This is a genomic window from Desulfosoma profundi, assembly GCF_055387865.1.
The window spans coordinates 113,704-133,924 of sequence record NZ_AP042420.1 but is presented as its reverse complement, the minus strand read 5'-3'; the positions used below and the strand labels follow the sequence as shown (position 1 = coordinate 133,924).

Below are 20,221 nucleotides of genomic sequence, written 5' to 3'. Positions count from 1 at the left end.
GGGTGGGAAAACCCCTCGGGCTCTCGGGGGATTTCTCGGGCGGACGGGCGACGTCCTGTGAACCTCAATCGGCCTGGAGACCGCAGACGGCCACGACTCTTTTCGGGTCCAGTCGGTAAGGACTTCCGAGACCCTGATAGAATCCGTGAGCTTCAATGAGGTGAATCGAGAGGTCCGTCCATTGGAGCGTTTCCCCAGTGTCGAGCCGCTCCAAACGGACATGGGTCTTCGGATAAAGGCCGGGGTGTCCCCATGGGCAGGGGAGGCGTCCCCGAAAATCCTGCAATTCCACCCGCCACAGGTGCCCCATGAGCACAGGACCGCCCATGGCCTTCTTGGCGGCTTCCGTGAAAGCGCGCAACCGATCCGCAATGGCTTGATGCGTCAATCCCAATGACTTCACGGTGCGTTCATCTTCTGTGAGGATAGTCACGAGGGGTCTGGCGTCTCCCGCCAGGTAGCCGTGCGGACCTCCGGAGCGGCGCATTCGGCTTTCCACTTCATCCAACTGCGGGCTTTGATACACGGGATATCGTCCCATGGCCGATAGGCTCCTCTCATTTGAGGAAGGCGTCGAGTGTGTTTCTAGCCGAACTTATCGAAAAAGATGCGGTCCTCGGTGACCCCTTTCCCAACCAGTAACTTGACGGCGGCATTGATCATCAAGGGGTTCCCACAGAGGTACGCTTCGAGATCCGATCCGTCCGTGATATCCCGAGCCACTGGATCCGTGACGAGACCGGTCTCGCCATTCCAATGGTCTTCGGGCAGCGGATGAGACAGCACCGGGACGTAACGAAAACGTGGCAGATTATTCGACAGTTCGCGGATTTCCTCTTGATAAAACAGGTCTTGACGACTCCGCACGCCGAAATAGAGGGTGCACGGGCGATCGATGTGCTCATCCGCCATTTGATAAAGAATAGACATCAGCGGGGCGAGACCGGAACCCGTGCCGATCATGACCATTTGTCGGTCCGAATGGCGTAAATAAAAGTCGCCGTACGGACCATTGATGCGGATATGATCGCCTTCCTTCAAGTAATCGTGAATATAGGTGGTGGCTATACCTCTTTGCACCCTTGTAATCACCAGCTTGATTTCGTTTTTCAGTCGCGCCGGGGAAGCAATGGAATAGGCTCGGTAAACAGGTTCCGGGGAGCCCGCATATTCCGGCACTTGAAATTGGATGAACTGGCCGGGTTTAAAAACGATCTCTGGGGGCTCCAAAAGCCGGAGATGGACTTCTTTGATCGAAGGCGTCAGGGGTCTCAACCCAATGACCTGGGCGCGGAACTCCTTGATGAGGAAAAAGGCTTCGGGGATCTCAATGCGGATGTCCATGCGGACGCGGACCTGACAGGACAGCCTGGTCCCAATCCGGAGCTCCTCATCGTTCATATAGGGGGTTTCGGTCGGGAGAAGCGGACCGCCGCCTTCGAGAACCTTCACCTTGCACAGTCCACAACTGCCTCGCCCGCCGCATGCCGATGGAATGAAAACGCCTTGGTCCATCAACGCCCCTAAAAGCCGGCCGCCGCCCTTGACAGTGAATTCCTTCGCGCCCTGATTGATGGATATTCGGCACGGGCCGTAATCGGCAAAGACGGCGTGCGCCGCTTCCAAGAGAAGGGCCAGGACCGCGCAGAGGCCGCTGAGGGACAGCAAGCCGATGATTAATGTCATCATGAGTGCCTATCCCACCTGAATCATGCCGCTGAAAGCCATGAAAGAGAGGGCCATGAGTCCGGCGACAATGAGACTGATGCCAGGCCCTTCGAGAGCTTTCGGGATGGGGGCCTTCTTGAGCTTTTCCCGGATGCCCGCCAATGCGGCGATGGCGAGAAGCCAGCCTAAGCCTCCCCCGAAACCATAGGCCACTGACTGAATAAAGTTATATTTGCGAATGACCATGAATAAGCACACCCCGAGAATAGCGCAATTGACTGTAATGAGGGGGAGAAAAACGCCCAGGACGACATACAGACGCGGCGAATAGCGGTCAATGACCATTTCCACGAGCTGAACAAAAGCGGCGATGACAATGATAAAGGCGATAAATCGAAAATGGACCAAATCGAAAGGCACCAGGAGGTAATGATACACAAGGTAATTCAGTGCCGTGGTGCAGGTCATGACGAAGGTGACGGCCAACCCCAATCCTACGGCGGAACCAAGTTCTCTGGAAATGGCTAAAAAAGAGCACATGCCGAGGAAGTTGGCCAAAAGGATATTGTTGGTAAAAATCGATGCAAAGAAAATCACCGGAGCGTTCAACTGGCTTTCCATCACGGTTCCTCTTCAAAGGTGGGCGTCCCCGTTGTCCGGCTAAGATTTGCTCGGGGTTCCCTTGTTTTCCAGGGCGAAGGCAATCCAGATGAAAAGAGCCAACATGAAAAAGCCCGCCGGTGCCATGACCATGATGGTCCATGGGACCCAGGTCGAGGGCAGCACCGGAGTCCCGAAGACCGTTCCAAATCCCAGAATCTCCCTTACCGTGGCGATGACCAGGAGCACCAATGCGTATCCGACACCGGAGGCAATCCCGTCGAGGAAGGCCGGCACCACCGGGTTGTTTCGGGCAAAACCTTCACATCGCCCCATAATGATGCAGTTCGTAATGATCAGTCCGACATACGGCCCAAGAGCCTCACTGATGTGAGGGAGATAAGCCTTGAGAAAGATATCCACAATCATCACATAAGACGCGATGATGAGAACCTGGACCATCATGCGGATACGTTCTGGGGTGATCTTTCGCAGGGCCGACACCGTGGCGCTGGACATGGCCGTGACAAAGATGAGTCCGAGGCCCATGATCAGGGTGTTCGTCATGAGATTGGTCACGGCCAGGGCGGAGCAAATGCCCAGTATCTGGCGAAAGACAGGATTTTCCTCCCAAACGCCTTTTCGAAAAAGTGTTCGTGCCTTGGATCCGTCCATGGCGCCATCCTTTTTCAGCCCGCTGAGCTCCGATTTGGGCTCTCAGCCTGCACATCCAGCAGTGAACGCCAACCGGAGAGCCGTTTCCCGACTAAAATTTTCCCGGACTCCGGCCCCCGGCGCACCGCATGACCGGCCTCACAGGCACACCCCTGACGGTGTCGGTCCACCGTCGGGCACCATCGCCGGAAACGGGCAATCTCCACCTCGGTCTCCGTTCAGCAGGATCGGCCGACGACGCACGACAAAACGAGACGTTCTCCGAGAGGATTCGGCGGCCGACCCAACTCAGCAGTGAAGCCCCGTTCCCGGACAGCCTGCGCCGCGCGAGGCTTCTTCGCTTCTTCCATGAGAAGAGGTATGATTTTTTTCAATTCCTCGTCCAAGAACTTTTCCAAACGCCGGGTGGTCTCCGTCGCTCCGGTGATGGCGTCCAGCTCCGTGGGGCCCCCGGCTGTTCCTGGAGTTTTGAAATAGAAGAACCTCATACCCGCTGGAGGCACCTTCAGCGGCCGATCTTGAAACTGTCTCTGAAACCATTCCTCGGTGATGCGCCCCCCCAGCCCGGGTGTTTCGCTGTGCCGGGAGAAAGCAATGCCCATGATCTTTCGAATTTCGGGATCGACAGCCACCATGGCTTCAATCGGCCCCCAAAATCCTGGTCCGGAAACAGGGAAAGCATAGCCGATGACTTTGGAGACCTTGTCATCAAAGCCTGCATAAAGAGGGCGATCCCCAAGGGAGAGCTTACGGATCCGGTGGGAAAAAATGCGCGGCACTTCCTGCTCGTTCTCTTGAGCTTCCGGGCTGATGTTGAGGACGTGAAGCACGAGGGCCTGCATCTTGAGTTCTTCGTTGAATCGGATGCGTTCTTTATTGAGCAGATTGACACCGCTGACCAGTGAGGTGCACACAAGGGAGAGCAAGAACATGAAGGCGGTGGAGAAGAGGGGCCCTTTCATGCCGAAGTCCTCTTCAGTGCGGTGTTTTTCTGGTACTGCTGGACGGCTCGGTCCAAAAGCGGGACGAATGTATTCATGAAAAGCACGGAGAACATAATACCTTCGGGGAAATTGGACCAGCGGCGCAAAACGATGGTGAGGGCACCGATGGTCAGGCCGTAGATCCATTGCGCAGGCTTTGTCTTGGGCCCTGAGATTGGTTCAGTGACGACGAAGAACGCACCGAACAGAAGAGATCCTGCCATCATGAAGGTCATGGGGTTGGGGATGCCGGGGATTTTGAGGATATAGAAGACGGATGAGGCCAAAAAGGCCCCGAGGAGGCAGGAAAAAGCAAGGCGCCATTGGGCGGCTTTTTTGTAAAGAATATAGGCGCCGCCTATGGCGATGAGCACCGCACTGGTTTCGCCCATGGAGCCGGCGACATTTCCCCAAATGAGGGGCTTCAACGACACCTCTTGTCCGGCGTGGATCAACCGCAATGGGGTCGCCGCCGACACCGCGTCCACAGGGGGAAGCCAGGAGACGAAGCCTTGGGAGACAGAGCTGAATGGATGGACCCAGCCCGCCGTCAGGGCCAAAGGAAAACTGATATAAACGAAGCACCGCCCCACCATGGCAGGGTTATAGATGTTGTAGCCGAACCCGCCGAAAGCCATTTTTCCGAAAACCACGCCGAAAACGACGCCGACCACAGCGATCCACAAAGGGACCGTCGGAGGAAGACTCAGGGCATAGATCAAACCGGTGACCAATACGGCGGAGGTGACTGGTTTGCCTTGGCGCAGTGTGAAGGCGGCTTCGGCGAGAACGCCGGCGGCCAGAACAACACCCGTGACCAAAAGACTTCGCAATCCAAAAAAAATCACCGCTCCGAACAGACATGGGATCAATCCCACCACAACCCGAATCATCACCGGCTGTACAAGAAAGCGCTTGGGATGAGGACCTGTCGCCGCGTGCTCTGGGGCCATTTTCTCTCCACCTTGACCGGACCGGCATCCGCGTGTCGTTTCTGCCTCTCGTCCGTTGGATAACAGCCGCTTTCGAACATAGCTAACGCATCCTCTCATCCTTTTCAAGCCGTCTGTGGCTCTATGACGCTCTGGTTCTCTGACGTCTCCGAAAAGAAGTCGACAGCGGACCCGTACGCACCGGCTTCCGGTGCGTTTTAGGAAGACAAGACGGGGTGCAGAGAGGCGAAGGCCCCTAGATCCATGAACATGGATAATCATGGTCTCAGAGGCTGGTCCGGGGGCATTTGGGTGAAAACGGAGAGTCAACCGAGTTTGGCGAAAGTTCTGGTTCGAGGAGTCTTCTTTTCCTGGGGCGAGCCTGGCCCGCCACAGCGATTCGGCGTGAGCGTCCGGTTATCGCCGGATCCTTTGGTTGAAAGCCTTTCGGTATTCCCGGGAGCCGAGAAACCTCCTGCTCCCCGGCGGAGGTTAAGAAGGGTGGATCCCCGAAAGATCGCAACTTGTCTTCGGTTGTCCGGCAAAGTCACTCAAGGTGATACCGAACTCCGGAAGGGAGCAGCGGGGTTTGTCGAAGGCACGGTTTCCCGCCGCAAAGAGTCTCCTGGAAAACTGGAACGATCGGCGGATGGGGGGATTTCCCAATGGGTCACGTTTCCGCTTTGAGGTGCAGGCTCCCCTAAAGGCATTTTAGGGAAGCCTAGGACTGCTCCTGGATTTTCCAGATGCTGGAAGGATCGCGGAGTTTTTCCCCTTCGCCCGGGTAGACCCGCCGATCATCTTCCGGGATGCTTTCCGGATGCGGCCAGACCTCAGGATGCGGCTCAGGCCCTTCCCTCGTCACCGCCGAAGGCGCAGGATCCACAAGCCGAGGAGCACGCCGCACGTCCACTTCAGGCACCGCATAACTAAATTCTATGGCGATTCCATTGGGATCGAATGAATACAAGGACAGGATAAACCCGTGGTCGATCACTTCCGACGCCCAGAAGCCGGCGGCTTCCAACCTGGCCTTGAGTTCCCAAAGGGCGTTGCGATCGGCGACACCGAAAGAGACGTGGTCGAAAGCTATGGGACCTTTGACGCGAACGCCATGATCTTTCTCTGGAACCGGTTCCGTTTCGGGCCATTCGAAAAAGGCGACGGTGTCGTGCTCGGAGATGGAAAAGAAGTACTGACGATAACCCGGTCGGCCCATGGCCACGACGAGGGGCAGTCCCAAGAGGTCTCGCCAAAACCGGATGGTTCGGTCCATATCTGGGGTCACCAAAGCCAAATGATGAATGCCTGTGAATCTCAACCGGTCCATTCAAACCTCCTTGCCGCGTGGGGTCGTCATTGACGCCGAGATTCGCTTTTTTTCTCACCCGCCGGAATTCCTGGCTTGACTTCACCTGAGAGGGTTACTAGGGTGAGCCGAAAGAGGGTTAGGATAGAATGTACAATCCCAAGGAGAGACGAATGAAGAGAGTGGAAAAAGGCGATTTTGTGAAGGTGCACTACACCGGGCGCTTGGACGATGGGCAGGTGTTCGATTCCAGTGAAGGAAGCCAGCCGCTTCACTTTCAGGTGGGTGCCGGTCATGTGATTCCGGGATTCGAGAATGCCGTCCTCGGAATGGCCGTTCACGAAAAGAAATCGTTCCGGATTCCCGCCGAAGAAGCTTACGGAGAAAGGGACGAAAGGTTGACGAAGGTTTTTGAAAGGTCGGAACTGCCACCGGATTTTGATCCCCCCGTCGGACAGGTGCTGTCCCTTACCACCAGCGACAACCAAACCGTCTACGCGACGGTGACCGATGTGACAGAGCAGTCCGTGACGCTCGACCTCAACCATTTCTTGGCAGGCAAGGCGCTGAATTTCGATGTGGAGTTGGTGGAGATTTCCGACACGCCGTGTCCGTCCAGCTGCAGCTGCGGATGTACCTGTTAGCGCCCAGCGTTCCCGTCGGTGACAAATGCCCCCGTGACGGTCCGTGCCGCACGGGGGTTTGTTTTGAGAGCCACACCGGAGAGGTGGCTAACCTGTTCGGTAGTAAGGTTCTTCACCAACCCGGCCGACGATGAACAGGACACCGCCGCACTGCGGGCAAAACAGGTTGTTGACCAGGCGCTTCCCCGCGAAGCCCGGGAAATCGTCAAAGGTGAGGTCAACAGCAGGGAAATGGGATGAGACGCCGCATTCTTGGCACATGCATTCCATTTCGTCGCTCCTCATGGATCACCCCTCCATGGATGTGTTGCCGGCCACAGAGTTTTTCGGGCCAAGCGCCCACAGGAAACCCTGTGGGCGCACATCCCGAGCAGCGAAATTCTCGGCCTGTAAGAATCCTTAACCGGCATCCCCCAGTTGAGCCCAGGGGAGCCTCAGCCGGAGGTAAAACGGCGGCTCTCTCCGGCTCTCTTTCTAGAGTTCGTCCACGGCCGCCCGCGTGATTTTGGCGTCTTTCTTGGCTTGGGTCAAGAACTCTTCAACCTTCTGCTGCATCTTTTGCTTTTGCAAATGCTCGCTGATCTTGGCGTGGACGTCATCGAAAGGAATGGTTTCCTGAGGTTTTTTCTCGATGACCTGAATGAGATGATAGCCGAAGTCCGTTTCCACCACGTCGCTGACCTCTCCGGGTTGGAGGGAAAAAGCGACGTCCTCAAAAGGCTTGACCATCTGTCCGCGGGCGAAGTATCCGAGATCCCCGCCACGCTCCTTGCTCGGGCAATCCGATTGAGCTCCTGCCAGTGTGGCAAAGTCCTCACCCTTTTTGATTCTCGCCTTCAGGTCGTCGATTTTCTTCTTGGCCGCCTTCTTCTCTTCGGCCGAGGCGTCCGGCTTGACGCTCACGAGAATATGGCGTGCGTGGACCCGTTCCGGCTGCTCGAACAACTCATGGCGCTCGTTGTAAAAAGCCTTGGCCTCAGCGTCTGAGACATCAACGACCTTTCCGAAACGCTCCTGAACGAGTTGATCAATCGCACTGTTTTTGAGGAGTTCCTCACGGATGATGTTTTCTGTGAGGTTCATGCTCTTTAGGGCTTCTTCAAAAGCCGCCGGCGTTTCAAACCGCTGTTTGAATTGGGCCAGCTGGGCGTCCACGGCCTTGGCATCGCCCTTGACGCCACGTTTCTGGCTTTCCTGGTAGAGGAGTTCCCGGTCGATAAGGCTTTCCAGGACGCGGGTTTTCACATCCCGCAACTCCACGTCACTCAGAAGCCGACCTGATTGCTGCAGCCTCTGGCGCACGCCGCTCATCTGCCGATCAAACTGTGCTCGGGTGATGGCCTTGCCGTTCACGGTGGCCGCGGGTTTCTTCTCGGCATCCTTGCCGGCTTCGACGGCCCAGCCGAGCGTCCAGCTCGCCAGCGACAATATGGCGCTGAGTCCGACGATGATCTGAAGTCTTTTCTGACGGTGTCTCATGGGAATCCTTTCAATAAAAAAGCACCCCAGGGAGATCCCTTGGGGTGCGCCTTGTGGGCTAGTTTCGAAAGATCTTAAATCCTGCGGACATTGATCGCCTGGGGCCCTTTGGGCGTCTCAGTAATGTCAAAGCTGACAGCCTCTCCGTCGGTCAGGGTCCGGAAGCCCTCTCCCTGAATGCCGGTGTAGTGGACGAAAACGTCCCCCTGATTCTCGGTCTCGATAAATCCATACCCCTTCTTCTCATTAAACCATTTGACTCGGCCTTCCATCTTTCTAAAACTCCTCTCTTCTCTGGTACGCCTCGTCGGGTCTCGTTCGGCGGCTCCCTGGAGGTGGTCCTATCCGAAAGGGGGAAGACCGAACGTCCGCGGGCCCCGGAAACCGACCGCAACTGCACGTACACAAAACCATAAAACGCGGGAAAACACCTTGCTTCCCGCAAACCACAGGACCCTTCTAACTGAGAGCGCCCAAAGACACAAGAAAATAATGCGATTTGACAACGGCCGTCAGGGGTTTTTTTCAACAGAAAAACAATTCGGGCGCTTCGGGGACGCTTTATGGACATCCGACAACGTCATGAATACGCCAAAGGCATATCCTAGAACTGGTGGAGCGTTCCCACAGGAATCCATGCGACACAGTATACGCCCGAATTCGTGCGATCCCCGCCGTCGCTCTATTGTTTTGGGGTCATGGTGTGGAATCGATGCCGGCCTCGGGCAACCACCCCGTCGGGGTCCCACTCCCCGCGCCCTTCCGACAGCCGAATCGGTGCCCCTGCCAGGTGAACATGTGATAGAGGGCCCTGGAGCATAGAAGAGCCGGAAATCATAATGACATCTTCAACAAATACATATTATGCATAGACCGACCCTCAGGAATTATGGTATACAATGAGAGGATGAATTCCATAGAATCATGACAATTTATAATTCCATGACAACGTCAATCTGGGTCGTGTTCTTTGGCTGGCGGCAGCATTGAAAGTACCGGCTCCAGAGGTATGGAAATCTCACGGGGCCATTGGTGGTAAAGGTTGCCGTCCTTTCATTCGTGGTGAGATTTCCCTCTAGGAGTACTTTCGAAACCACTCAAGTCAGCCATCAGGTCAACGGAAGAGCCGGCCCATAGTCTCCAACAAATGAGATGACAAAGGGGAATTCAGTGGGTTAACACCTTGAGGGTCTAAAACTGTGATGCTCACGCCGATGGGTGCTGCGGCCAAACGGGTCTGAAGGGTCTTTGGGAACTGAATCCATAGAACGTGACGGACGTTATCGTCAGTGGAACGGACGTCTCGATTGGCCGACGGGAGACGAGGGGCGTAAGGGTTTTCGGAACCCCACACGGCGGTTGCAGCCGACAAGCGTCGGGAGGAGCATGGCCGCCTCGGTCGGGTGAAACAAAAAGTCTATCTGAGAAGGAATGACGTTTTGCGAAGAGAAAAGCTCTTCAGTGTATTCCAGGCGCTTGCGCAAGTGTACGGATTGAGCCCGTGGAACTGGCACACGGACGGGGATGCATTTCGTGTGTTGGTGGGGACACTGCTGTCCCACCGGACTCGGGACTCCAAGACGGATCAAGCCGCCCAGGCACTGTTGGAAGAATACCCAACCGTGAAGGCCTTGGCTGAAGCCCCTGTGGAAAAGATTGAAGCGCTGATTCGACCGGTGAATTTTTATAAGACCAAGGCACGGCGACTCAAAGAAGTCGCTGCCGTCTTGCTCGCACGGTATGGAGGAGAAGTTCCTGGGAACGCCCCTGATTTGATGACTCTTCCAGGAGTCGGACCGAAAACGGCCGCCTGTGTTCTCGTGTACGGATTTCGGAAACCGGCTGTTCCCGTTGACGTTCACGTTCATCGCATCAGCAATCGTCTTGGGATGGTCAGCACACGAAAGCCCGAGGAAACTCAGCGTGCCCTGGAAGATCTCGTTCCTCCCCAGTGGATGCTCCATGTCAACGAACTTTTCGTCAAGCACGGCCAGACCACATGTCAGCCAAGGCACCCCAAATGCCACAGCTGTGTTGTCAAGGAGTGGTGTGCCCACGGACAGGGCATTTCTCCGATGGGCCATGTTTCCGACCAGAGGGGTTCACTGGAGCGGCCGAAAAAGTCGTGAGGTCTGCTGAACAAAAAGTCTGCGGCGTTTCCCAACAGATGAAGGGGCGTGGGGTCCCGTCGAACGGCGCACGTCTTGGGTTTGTGGGAGGGGCGGAAGCGGGCGACGGCCTTCCAGGGTTTTCCCAATGGTTTTTGTCGTGATAGATGGACGGGCGAAGGTCTCCATTCCTTTTCGAGGAGCTCACGCTGTAAATGGGAGTCGAAGAGGAAATGAAACTTGGGGTGAAGGTTTTCCCGTCGTCTGTGTGAGCCCGATCTTGCCTTGGGAGCGTAAAACCGCATGGCTGACGTTACACACCAAACACGTTTTTCACCCTTTCCATGTGACAACCCGTCTGTGTTTAGAAATTTTCGGGGCATGGCGGAAAGAGCTCTTTCGGGAGGGAACGCGGTTTTTAGACGTCGGGTGCGGCACCGGCATCTTCGCTTTAGCTGCAGCAAAGCTGGGGGCGGACTGGTGCGTTGGAGTCGATCCTTCTCGGGAGGCAATTGCACGTTCTCGAGAAAACGCCGAAGCGAACGGACTTTCCGGGCGTGTGGACTGGGTGCACGGGTCCGTGGAAGCTGTGGACGGAAAATTCCATTGTGTGGGGGCCAACGTGCCGTGGTCGTGCTGGGAAACCCTATTCCGTGACATCGTGGATCGTGTGGCTGCCGGCGGCTGGTTGATCGCGTCCGGTTTCCAAGACCTCCAGGCACCGACTTTGGAAGGACGTCTTGAGGATACCGGTTTTCGCCTTATGGATCGCCGACAAGGCGACTTCACTTTTATCGGCGTGCCCCCTTCGGGAAGCTTCACGTGGTGTGCGGTGTTGGCCCAGAGGCGGCCTGACTGCGTGGAGAAAAGCCAGTTTGGCGACGGAGTGACAAACTTTAGCCCTCCAGGAGGAAAATCATGGCGATAACCTTGGGCCAAATCCGTCAGGCCGCGCAGATGCTGCACAGCCGCATACTTCGGACCCCATTGGTGTATTCGCCCACATTCAGCCGCCTTTTCGGTGCCGAAGTGTATCTCAAGCTGGAGAATCTCCAGAAGACGGGGTCGTTCAAGATCCGAGGCGCAAGCTACAAAATGTCTTTGCGTCGGGAAACCTTGGGTGAAAAGGGCGTCGTGGCCGCCTCGGCGGGCAATCATGCGCAAGGCGTGGCTCTGGCGGCGCGTCATGCAGGAGTTCCAGCGCTCATTGTCATGCCGGAATGGGCTTCGCTCACCAAGCAAGAAGCGACCCGGGGTTACGGCGGACAGATCCTCCTTTATGGACGAACACTTGGAGAGAGCCTCGAAAAAGCGAAGGAGTTCAGTGCCCAAGGGTACACCTTCATCCATCCTTATGACGACCCCGACATCATGACAGGCCAAGGCACCATTGGGTTAGAGATTTTGGAAGATTGCCCCGACGTCCATAGCGTCCTGGTACCCGTAGGGGGAGGAGGCCTCATTGCCGGGATTGCTTCGGCGATTCGGGCTCTGCGCCCCGAGGTTCAGATCCTCGGCGTCCAGGCGGCGGTGTGCCCTTCAGCATGGCATGCCCTTCGCGAAGGTCGCGTGGTACGCGTCAACGGGGGGCAATCCATCGCCGACGGCATTACCGTCAAAGAGTTGGGTCGGCATACTTATGATATCATTCGCCGGACGGTCTCGGATGTGCTCCTGGTGGATGAGGAGCACATTGCTGAGGCTCTGCTGCTGCTCTTGGAAAGGAAGAAGGTGCTCGCAGAAGGTGCCGGGGCGGTTCCCCTCGGCGCACTCCTCATGGGCGGTTTTCGATGGCCTCCGGGGGCAAAGATTGTCCTGGTGATCAGCGGTGGCAACGTGGACAGCTCTCTCCTCGGCCGCATTTTGACCAAGGGGCTTGTCAAGGGAGGGCGGGTCACCCGCCTCACTGTGGAATTGCCCGATGTCCCGGGATCCCTCGCCGGCTTGCTCGCGACCGTCGCCTCGCACGGCGCCAACGTCCTGCATATCTCCCACAACCGAAATGTGCCGCATCTGCCCATTCATGTGACCTTGGTGACTTTGGAAGTCGAAACCCGAGGTTTTGCGCATGCCGAGGAGATTCTCTCCGCAGTGAAAGCTTCAGGCCACAAGGTTCTCTCGTGATGCCTTGGAAAACGCGTCGTTATGAGGGGCGCCTTTGAAAAAATGGGGAAAGCCGGTCGCCCTGAATGCAGCGCACAAGAACGTCGGTCTGTGATGACGGCGGTAGTCGCCGGAGGATGCTCCGCGACGGCCACCCAAGTCATCGTGTTGCGTGAATGCCTCTCATTGTTTTACGGATGTGAACTCACTGCCGGGGTTGTTCTGTTCTTTTGGCTGGTATGGACCGGACTGGGGAGCCTGATAGGCGGACGCATCTGGCCGCTTGTCTTTTCGCACCGACGCGATCCGCATCGTGTCCTTTCTGCACTTGTTGCTCTATACGGCTCCATCATCCCCTTAAGCGTCTTGTGGGTTCGGGCGTCGCGCGCCTTGTATGGCCTTGGGCCCGGGGAATTGGTTCCGCTGGCGCAGATGGTTCTCGTGGTGGGTTCCGTGACGGGTCCCGTGTGTGTTTTTTTTGGCCTTTTTTTCAGCACGGCATGGGCCCTGTGCGCCGAGACTTTCCGACACAGCAGTGCCCCTTACCGCATATACGCTCTCGAATGTCTTGGGGCGGCTGCGGGGGGCCTTTGGTTGTACCTCTTTTTGTCCTTTCGAGGCTCCTTGCTACATGGGGCTGCATTCTTGGGCGCCGGCCTGGCCCTCTTGGGTTGGGGCCGCTTGGAAATCTTCGGAACTGGGAAGAGCCGGCGCAAGACGGCTCCTGATCATGGTGGTGGCCGCCTCGGCGGTCGGTTCGACGGTTTTCTTGGAGGACATCAGTCGGCGGTGGCAATGGGGGAGTGAAATCGTTGCCGTTGAAGACACCCCTTATCGCAATCTGGCGCTCCTTCGTCGAGAAGCCCAAGAGTCCCTCATGGCGGACGGCTTGTGGCTCTTCTCCTTCCCGGATCCGCAAAGCGCAGAAGAGACGATACATCTGACTCTCCTCCAGCATCCGGCGCCGCAAAAGGTTTTGGTTTTGGGGCCGACGAGCCCGGAGAACCTCCAAGAACTGGAGCGGCATCCTCATGTCCAAAAGATTCATGTGGTGGATGCGGACAGCACCGTGGCCCGGTTTGAGAATCTCAGACACACACCGCGATCGAAAACTCTTGTGGAAGCACCGATCGGACGTCTCCTCCCTTCACCCTTTTCAGAACAACAGGCCGCGTTTCCAAAGCCGTTGCCGGACAATCTCTTAACGCATCCGGACCGGAAGACACTTTTTCTGAAGGCGGATGCACGCCGGTTTGTGGAAACCACGGACGACACCTTTGACGTGGTCTTGCTCAATGCTGGAGATCCGCTTTCTTTGGGAGACAATCGGCTTTTCACCAAAGAATTCTTTCAGTCCGTCGCTCGCGTGTTGCGTCCTGGCGGCATTGTCAGTTTCAGTATTTCCGGGGCGGAAGACATGCTGGGACAGGCACAGGCCGCCTACTTTCGGGTGATGAAAGACACCTTTCAGGTCGTTTTCCCTCAGGTGATTCTCTATCCGGGAGAACGGATCCGGTTTGTGGGTGCCTTGGATTCGCGCTATTTGAGCGAAGACCCTGGAGTACTCTCGGATCGCATCCACATGCGGCGTTTGAGGCTTCGATATGTCCGGCCGGATCGTCTGGAGAACCTTTTGGATCCATTTCGACTCGCTTACTTTCGATCCGTTGACTTCCAGGGGGCGGGCGATCGTCCCAATGCCGACGGAGATCCGGTGGGTTTCGTCGCCGCATTTCGCTACTGGATGGCTCATGTGCATCCTCGCATCAGTTCATTCCTGGACCGAATGCTTCGGGCCCCCGTTCCCCTCGGCATGGGCGTCTTGATCACCTGCGGTGCCGCGGTTGTTCCATGCGCTGCGGCGGTTCTTTTGGGCACGGGCATCCGCCGCACTCTCCTCGCCGCCGCCGTGGGTGGCATGGGGGCCGCCCAAATGGGGTTCCATATCCTGATCCTTTTTGTCTATCAGGTCGTCGCCGGGGCTCTCTACACCCACCTGAGCGTGCTTGTGTCCATCTCGATGGCGGGTTTTTCGGCGGGAGCTTTTCTGGCTCGCCGGTTTGCGGAACCGGAGTCACCCGAGGTCCAAATCGTCCGGAAGTTTTTTGGCGTCCACGCGTTTGCGGCTGCCTTCTTGGCCGTGATCTTTCGCTTTGGGTCGGTTCCTGTTTTATCCCTTGGAAAGACGTGGCCGATAAGCGTTTTTTTACCTTTTTTTGCCGCGGTGGGATTCCTTATGGGCACGGCGGGCGGGGCGCATTTTGCGTTGGGGTGTATGGTTGCGGAAAAATCCGGCACACCAAAGTCTGCTGTCGGCGGCATGCTTTACGGGGTTGACTTGTTGGGTGCCGCTGTGGCGGCCGCGGCGACGCCGCTCCTCCTCGTCCCGGCCTTCGGCGTTCAGGATGTGTTTTCGATCTATGGGATTCTGTTGGCTTTTTTGCTTGTCCTCAATTGGGGCGCTTTTCGGTGGATGTGAGGGGGTTCGTCCACAGGCCGGGGAGGACGGTCCCGCAGCGGGTGCACTGTCCTTTGTCCATGGCCTTGATCTGAACCGTGTAGCCCGTTCGTTCGATCACCGTCGTGCCACATGAAGGGCAGTAGGTGGATTCTCCAGGATGCCCGGGCACATTACCGATGTAGACGAACCGCAACCCTTCACGCATGGCGGTGTTTCTCGCTTTTTCCAGGGTGTCTAAGGGAGTGGGCGGGAGACTCTGAAGTTTGTATCGCGGATAGAACCTGGTGAAATGAAGGGGCGTGTTTTCACCGAGTTCACTTAAGACCCACCGGCTGAGAGCGCGAATGTCCTCTTCCGAATCGTTTCGGCCAGGGACCAGGAGGTTGACGAGTTCAATATGGATGCGGTGTTTTTTGAGCTGCCGTAAAGTGTTGAGGACCGGCTCCACAAAGCCTTCCGTCATCTCTCGGTAAAAGTCGTTTCGGATGGATTTGAGGTCGATGCACGCCGCATGCAGGTTGGGAATGAGATCCTGGAGCGGACCCGGGTTCACGAAGCCGTTTGAATGCATCACGTTCAAGATTCCGGCTCGACTTGCCGCAGCTCCGATATCCGTCATGTATTCAAGAAAAATGGTGGGTTCGACATAAGTGGAGGCGATGGAAGCACATTGGTATCGGCCGGCCAGTGTGACCACCTCCTGGGGAGACAGCGGGGCGTTCAGCGTGTTTTCAGGTCGGGCCTGTGAGATTTCCCAATTTTGGCAGAACTTGCAGTCCAGGTTGCATCCCGCGGTGGCCAAAGAAAAAGAACGGGTTCCTGGCAGCACGTGGAAGAAAGGCTTCTTTTCTACAGGATCCACGTGGAGGGCGCATGGGTTCCCGTAGACAAGGCTATAATACACCCCATCTCGATTTTCCCGCACCTCGCAATAGCCCCGCTCGCCCGGGTCGACCTCACATTCCCTGGGACACAGGGTGCACCGGATACGGCCGTCTCCCAATGAGACGTAATAGGGAGACACCTTGGGCTGAATGAAACCTTTTTGAAAGGAAAGGGCGAAGGCCTCTCGAGGGCGAAGGAAAGGATCGATCCAGCGTGCAAGGCTTGCCCAGGCGGTGCATCGAAGGATGGCTGAACAGAAGCTGCGCCGGTTCATAGGCGTCTTCCTCGACGGTTTGCCATGAAAAGATTGCTCAGCCCCCGGACGTTGAGCCGATCGAACGAGAGGGGACGTCGACCCTGGGCCATTTTCAGATCTTTTCACTCAAAGTCAAACCACTCGGCTCGGTGTGTTTCATTTTAACCGGGTTTGAATTTCCGAAGAGGGTGAATCCCTTGGGTGGAGACTTCGCCGGCGCCGCCGTCGCCCGATCGGAGAGGTTTTCAAGCCGGCGTCTTCATCCTGCCAATTGGGTCATCCAGGACAAGGAGGCCATGGCCTTCATTGACACAGTCGAGGAATCACCGGCTCTTGGCATTAAAAGACCTCTGCCGTGAAGACGTAGATTTCCGTTTCAGGATCCTTCCATGCGTCGAAATCCAGGCCGGCCTTGCGGCAGGTTTGGCGGAGGAAGATTTCGCTGTTCCACCCTTGCTCCAGGGGCACCTGAGGCAACAGAAGACCCGATCGAGATCCTTTGCGCACATATAGCCCGTGGGTGCCGACCCGCACTTGAGAGACATCCACGAGTCTCACCAAAGGAGAAAGCACGGAAACTTCAATTTCCAAAGCGTCCCACTCGTCCGGGGTCACCGGCGGGAACCGTGGATCCTGAAACGCCGCGGCAAGGGCCATCCGGGATACGGTGTGGGCGAGGGGCCATTGCGGGTCGATCTGGCCGATACAGCCCCTGAGCTGACCATGCTTCTTCAAGGTCACGAAAGCGCCTCGACGTTCTTGCAGTGCCTGCGGCAACTGCGAAAGGAGGATGTCCGGCGGGGCTTTACCGAACAGCCGGGCGGCCAGGGTTTGGCGCGCGAGATCCTTCAGATGGGCTTTTTCCTGTTGGGTCAACAGAGGCGCTTCAGGAACTGTGGGGTCCCCCGCCGGGGATGCGTGTTTTCGAGCGGTATTTTTGAAGACAGCGGCAGCGGCGTAACCCACAACACGAGCTGTGTCCGCGGTCACATCCGCCGAGGTGGCGTACTTGAGTACCCGCACGTTCGTGGCCCCGATTTTTTCAGCATAGAGCATGAGGGTCACAAGGGGGCCGGCCCCACAGGCTTCACACGCCCCGGAAGAGAGATCATCCCAAAGAAGCCGAGATTCCAGGCGTTCCAGACGTTCCAGCAATCGACCATCCATGTGACGGGCTTCTTTTTCCGTGTGATAATGGGACAGGTCCGTGCTGGCAACCACCAGAAAGCGATGGGATGAAGACAAAGTCACAAGGGCTTGAGCCAACCTGTTACAGGATTCCCATGAGGGGTTCCCCATGACCAAAGGGACCAGGCGGAAAGAGGAAAGCACGGTTTGGAGGAAAGGCAGCTGAATTTCAACGGCATGTTCTTTCTCGTGAGCTTGGGGAAAATCGCGGACGTCAGGGCAAAGCCTCAGAAGGGCTTCGATGAGATCTTCTTTGACAGGAACGAGTCCCAGGGGTGTTGCAAAAGGCCCTTGACGATAAACGGCAACGCCCGAGAAAGCCGTCCGGTGACTTGGTGCAAGGACCACCACAGTGTCCGCGGGGTGTTTCTGGAGCACCTGATAGGCATAAGCGGCGACAGGACCACTGTAGACCATACCCGCATGGGGAGCGACTATGCCGATGAGCTCGGCCGTTTGCGGCAGTTCGTCCTTCACCTCGGCCGTGTCCAGGAACTCTTTGATCGTGTTCCGGAGTTCATTGGGATCTGCAGGGTACCATGTGCCGGCAAGGATGGATCGGCGGACGGTTTCCTGGGCCCACGTGGGCGGGATGCCTCGAGCCGGGGCGAGACACTCGAGCCCCACAACCAGGGCGCACACGATGAGGAATCGTCCCATGAGGGTGGATCGGGTGGTTATTGTCTGGTTTTTTCGATCCATCCGGCCACCATGTCCACGGCTTCATCCAGGGGGATACGACTGAAATTCAACACGGCGTGGTAGAGATGGGCATCATCCCACGCTCGGTTAAAATAATGTTCCACGTAAGCGGCCGATTCTTTTTCCTCTCGCTCGATGAGGTCCCGGGCGGATCGTTCGTCCATATCTAAATTGTCGCGCAACCATCGGATGCGGTCTTCCAGGGCCATCACAATGCGCAGATGGATGGCGTTCGGGTGGTCGGCCAGGATGCATTGGGCGCCCCAGCCGAGGATGATCACATTGTCGTCTGCGGCCACCTTCTGGATCAGCTTGAGGGTCACCTCGTGGTAAGTCTTGTCGTCAAGGCGGCCGTAGGAACGGTCCACCACCTTTTGAACGACGGACGACGTGTAGCGGTCAATGAGACGCAACAGCCTCGATTCGCGCTCCTTGTGGAAACTTTGGGCTTCGCTCGGTGTGATGCGCAATTCTTTCGCCGCTTCGGCCACGATTTGTCGGTCGAGGATGCAATAGCCCAGACGATCTGCCAGCTTTTTTGCGAACTCTTCACTCTGCGAAGCGTATTCCTTGCTGATGGTGATCACCGCCATGACCGTCCTCCTCTTGCGCAGGTTGGTCGAACCGGTTTCGATACCTCAGGAACGAGCGTCCCACGAATGCCTACGCCACGGCACCTGGCCCGTGCGCGTAAAAAAGATGGCCGGCTGAAGGGTAAATCCGCTAGATTTCTCATTTCTTGACACAAAGGTAGTCAAAATATAGCATGGGCGCGCGATGAAAAAAAAGCGCAGAAATCTAAAGCGCAAGCCGCAGAAACGGACGGGGCCATGTTTGATAGTCTCAGCACCAAGCTGCAAAAGGTCTTTCGCCACCTCAAAGGCTATGGAAAACTCACGGAACAAAACATCCAGGACGCTTTGCGAGAAGTGCGCCTTGCTTTGCTGGAAGCGGACGTGCACTACAAGGTGGCCAAGGATTTTGTCAAGAACGTCGCCGAACGGGCCGTAGGCCAGGAGGTGATGCGAAGCCTCACGCCCGGTCAGCAAGTGATCAAGATCGTTAAAGAATCCCTGACCGAACTCATGGGCGGTACGGCGGTCCCATTGGATTTGTCGGGCAAGCCTCCCCAGGTCATCCTTCTTGTCGGACTGCAAGGGTCGGGGAAAACCACCACGGCCGGCAAGCTGGCGAAGCACCTCGCCAAAAGCGGTCGCAAACCCTGCCTTGTGCCCGCGGACGTGTACCGCCCTGCGGCCATTGATCAGCTGATGACCTTGGGCGCCCAATTGAACGTGCCCGTGTACCCGGCATCGTCCCGGGACAAGCCCGAAGAGATCGCCGTATCGGCCATGCCTTTTGCCAAAGAACGCCAATGCGATGTGGTCCTGGTGGACACGGCGGGCCGTCTCCACATCGACGCCGACCTCATGGATGAGTTGAAAAGGCTCAAGGGGATTTTGAATCCGAAGGAGATCCTTTTGGTGGCCGATGCCATGACCGGCCAAGATGCTGTGCAGGTTGCCGGCGCTTTCCACGAAGCCATGGAATTGACCGGTGTCATTCTCACCAAACTGGATGGTGACGCTCGAGGGGGTGCGGCCTTATCCATCAAGGCGGTCACGGGATGTCCCATCAAGTTCGTCGGGGTCGGGGAGAAACTGGACGCTCTGGAGGTGTTTCATCCTGACCGGATGAGTTCGCGCATTTTGGGCATGGGCGACGTGCTCAGCATCATCGAAAAAGCCCAAGAAGCGTTCGACGAACAGGAAGCTCTGGATCTCGCCCGGAAGTTTCAGCAGGATTCCTTTACGTTGGAAGACTTTCGTCGGCAGTTGCGCCAAATCAAGAAACTCGGCTCCCTGGAATCCATCCTCAAGATGCTGCCGGGCATGGGGATGCTCAAAGAACTCAAGAAGATGCATATCGATGAAAAGGCTTTGGTGCGCACCGAGGCCATCATCAATTCCATGACCAAGGAGGAGCGCAACGATGCCTCCATCATCAACGCCAGCCGCAAGCGTCGGATCGCCATGGGCAGTGGGACGAGCGTTCAGGAAGTCAACCAGCTGTTGCGGAGTTACGAGGACGCTCGGCGCATGATGCGGCAGATGATGGGCGGGGGCAAAGTGGGCAAGAAGGCGAAGAAAAAGAAGGTCAAGGCATTTTTCTCTTTTTAAGGCTCACCTCTTAGTGTATAGGGCAACAATTTGTTTTGAGCCCGTGTG

20 protein-coding genes are annotated in these 20,221 nt (G+C 56.7%); 7 read left to right on the top strand and 13 right to left on the bottom strand.

Features of this window, described 5'->3' with window-relative positions; all coding sequences use genetic code 11:
* Positions 1-64: 64 nt before the first annotated feature.
* The 7 genes from ACZ5K9_RS00510 to ACZ5K9_RS00480 form a co-directional block, all read right to left on the bottom strand.
* Positions 65-541 (bottom strand): hypothetical protein, encoded by a 477-nt coding sequence (locus ACZ5K9_RS00510; RefSeq protein ID WP_464272486.1) that lies wholly within the window; start codon positions 539-541, stop codon positions 65-67.
* A gap of 44 nt (positions 542-585) precedes the next feature.
* Entirely contained in the window at positions 586-1,689 is a 1,104-nt protein-coding gene (locus tag ACZ5K9_RS00505) for a 2Fe-2S iron-sulfur cluster-binding protein (RefSeq protein WP_464272485.1), read from the bottom strand.
* A gap of 6 nt (positions 1,690-1,695) precedes the next feature.
* A complete protein-coding gene (locus tag ACZ5K9_RS00500) occupies positions 1,696-2,289 on the bottom strand; it encodes an Rnf-Nqr domain containing protein (protein ID WP_464272484.1) in 594 nt (197 codons plus the stop codon).
* Between the two features lie 39 nt (positions 2,290-2,328).
* Complete coding sequence (gene rsxE, locus ACZ5K9_RS00495; RefSeq protein WP_464272483.1) at positions 2,329-2,943, bottom strand: electron transport complex subunit RsxE; 615 nt, start codon at positions 2,941-2,943, stop codon at positions 2,329-2,331.
* Between the two features lie 218 nt (positions 2,944-3,161).
* Positions 3,162-3,905, bottom strand: a complete 744-nt coding sequence (locus ACZ5K9_RS00490; RefSeq protein WP_464272482.1) for an FMN-binding protein — start codon at positions 3,903-3,905, stop codon at positions 3,162-3,164.
* Positions 3,902-4,879, bottom strand: a complete 978-nt coding sequence (locus ACZ5K9_RS00485; protein WP_464272481.1) for an RnfABCDGE type electron transport complex subunit D — start codon at positions 4,877-4,879, stop codon at positions 3,902-3,904. The genes ACZ5K9_RS00490 and ACZ5K9_RS00485 overlap by 4 nt, the downstream gene beginning before the upstream one ends.
* A 700-nt stretch (positions 4,880-5,579) precedes the next feature.
* Positions 5,580-6,188, bottom strand: a complete 609-nt coding sequence (locus ACZ5K9_RS00480) for a VOC family protein (protein ID WP_464272480.1) — start codon at positions 6,186-6,188, stop codon at positions 5,580-5,582.
* Between the two features lie 152 nt (positions 6,189-6,340).
* On the opposite strand from ACZ5K9_RS00480, the gene ACZ5K9_RS00475 reads away from it, so the two are divergent.
* A complete protein-coding gene (locus ACZ5K9_RS00475) occupies positions 6,341-6,811 on the top strand; it encodes an FKBP-type peptidyl-prolyl cis-trans isomerase (RefSeq protein ID WP_464272479.1) in 471 nt (156 codons plus the stop codon).
* 87 nt (positions 6,812-6,898) lie between these two features.
* Here the strand turns inward: ACZ5K9_RS00475 and ACZ5K9_RS00470 are convergent, their stop codons facing one another.
* The 3 genes from ACZ5K9_RS00470 to ACZ5K9_RS00460 all read right to left on the bottom strand — a co-directional run bounded on the left by ACZ5K9_RS00470 (position 6,899) and on the right by ACZ5K9_RS00460 (position 8,562).
* Complete coding sequence (locus ACZ5K9_RS00470) at positions 6,899-7,081, bottom strand: hypothetical protein (RefSeq protein WP_464272478.1); 183 nt, start codon at positions 7,079-7,081, stop codon at positions 6,899-6,901.
* A gap of 204 nt (positions 7,082-7,285) precedes the next feature.
* Positions 7,286-8,290, bottom strand: coding sequence for a peptidylprolyl isomerase (locus ACZ5K9_RS00465; RefSeq protein WP_464272477.1), 1,005 nt, complete (start codon positions 8,288-8,290; stop codon positions 7,286-7,288).
* Positions 8,291-8,364: 74 nt separating this feature from the next.
* Positions 8,365-8,562, bottom strand: coding sequence for a cold-shock protein (locus ACZ5K9_RS00460; protein ID WP_123289343.1), 198 nt, complete (start codon positions 8,560-8,562; stop codon positions 8,365-8,367).
* A 1,167-nt stretch (positions 8,563-9,729) separates the two neighbouring features.
* On the opposite strand from ACZ5K9_RS00460, the gene ACZ5K9_RS00455 reads away from it, so the two are divergent.
* The 5 genes from ACZ5K9_RS00455 (at position 9,730) to ACZ5K9_RS00435 (ending at position 14,980) form a co-directional block, all read left to right on the top strand.
* Positions 9,730-10,419 (top strand): endonuclease III domain-containing protein, encoded by a 690-nt coding sequence (locus tag ACZ5K9_RS00455; RefSeq protein WP_464272476.1) that lies wholly within the window; start codon positions 9,730-9,732, stop codon positions 10,417-10,419.
* 247 nt (positions 10,420-10,666) lie between these two features.
* Positions 10,667-11,326, top strand: a complete 660-nt coding sequence (locus tag ACZ5K9_RS00450) for a 50S ribosomal protein L11 methyltransferase (protein ID WP_464272475.1) — start codon at positions 10,667-10,669, stop codon at positions 11,324-11,326.
* Positions 11,317-12,522, top strand: coding sequence for a threonine ammonia-lyase (gene ilvA, locus ACZ5K9_RS00445; RefSeq protein WP_464272474.1), 1,206 nt, complete (start codon positions 11,317-11,319; stop codon positions 12,520-12,522). Before ACZ5K9_RS00450 ends, ilvA begins: the two co-directional genes overlap by 10 nt.
* A gap of 90 nt (positions 12,523-12,612) precedes the next feature.
* Positions 12,613-13,308, top strand: a complete 696-nt coding sequence (locus ACZ5K9_RS00440; protein WP_464272473.1) for a spermidine synthase family protein — start codon at positions 12,613-12,615, stop codon at positions 13,306-13,308.
* Positions 13,232-14,980: a spermine/spermidine synthase domain-containing protein gene (locus tag ACZ5K9_RS00435; protein WP_464272472.1), complete on the top strand. Its 1,749-nt coding sequence runs from the start codon at positions 13,232-13,234 to the stop codon at positions 14,978-14,980. Before ACZ5K9_RS00440 ends, ACZ5K9_RS00435 begins: the two co-directional genes overlap by 77 nt.
* Here the strand turns inward: ACZ5K9_RS00435 and amrS are convergent.
* The 3 genes from amrS to ACZ5K9_RS00420 form a co-directional block, all read right to left on the bottom strand.
* The gene (amrS, locus tag ACZ5K9_RS00430; RefSeq protein WP_464272471.1) at positions 14,952-16,121 is read right to left on the bottom strand and encodes an AmmeMemoRadiSam system radical SAM enzyme; all 1,170 of its coding nucleotides are present in this window, start codon (positions 16,119-16,121) and stop codon (positions 14,952-14,954) included. The two genes, ACZ5K9_RS00435 and amrS, sit on opposite strands and share 29 nt — an antisense overlap.
* A gap of 321 nt (positions 16,122-16,442) precedes the next feature.
* A complete protein-coding gene (gene amrB, locus ACZ5K9_RS00425; protein WP_464272470.1) occupies positions 16,443-17,993 on the bottom strand; it encodes an AmmeMemoRadiSam system protein B in 1,551 nt (516 codons plus the stop codon).
* Positions 17,969-18,586 carry a cytidylate kinase-like family protein gene (locus tag ACZ5K9_RS00420; RefSeq protein ID WP_464272469.1) on the bottom strand — a complete coding sequence of 206 codons (618 nt, stop codon included), beginning with the start codon at positions 18,584-18,586 and terminating at the stop codon, positions 17,969-17,971. The genes amrB and ACZ5K9_RS00420 overlap by 25 nt, the downstream gene beginning before the upstream one ends.
* A 237-nt stretch (positions 18,587-18,823) precedes the next feature.
* Between ACZ5K9_RS00420 and ffh the strand changes: the two genes are divergently transcribed.
* On the top strand, positions 18,824-20,173 hold the full coding sequence (gene ffh / locus ACZ5K9_RS00415; RefSeq protein ID WP_464272468.1) for a signal recognition particle protein: 1,350 nt from the start codon (positions 18,824-18,826) through the stop codon (positions 20,171-20,173).
* Positions 20,174-20,221: the final 48 nt, after the last annotated feature.